The sequence below is a fragment of the Mesorhizobium sp. M2E.F.Ca.ET.209.01.1.1 genome (assembly GCF_004010375.2).
In the GTDB taxonomy this organism is placed as follows: Bacteria; Pseudomonadota; Alphaproteobacteria; order Rhizobiales; family Rhizobiaceae; genus Mesorhizobium.
Map to the genome: position 1 here is coordinate 1 of NZ_SADP02000823.1, position 318 is coordinate 318.

Annotated in this window: 1 protein-coding gene; it reads right to left on the reverse strand. The window is 61.9% G+C overall.

Features of this window, described 5'->3' with window-relative positions:
* Positions 1 to 266: hypothetical protein (locus EN852_RS38060; RefSeq protein WP_135879848.1), on the reverse strand; the 266-nt coding region annotated here is incomplete at its 3' end.
* Positions 267 to 318 lie beyond the last annotated feature (52 nt).

Here is a 318-nt window from a genome sequence, read left to right on the forward strand (position 1 = left end):
AAGACATCGCCGGTTTCGAACAGATAGCCGGCAATGTCTTCGGTCGTAAAGTAGAAATCGCGGCGACCCTCGCCATGCTGCTCGGCGATATAGCAAGCGGGGCAGTTTGCGGCAGCCAGATCCTCGCAGAGCTTTTCGAGGAAAGCGTAGATACGCTGCGACCCTTTGGGCGTCAGCAGCCCATCGCGCGGCATCAATTCGTTTACGCGCGGCGTGATCTTCAGGCGCAGGACCGGCAGCGATGCGGCGGCGCGCAGCAGCGCCATATTCACCCGCGTGTGGATGAACAGCTCGCCGCCGTCGGGAAGGTAGCGCACC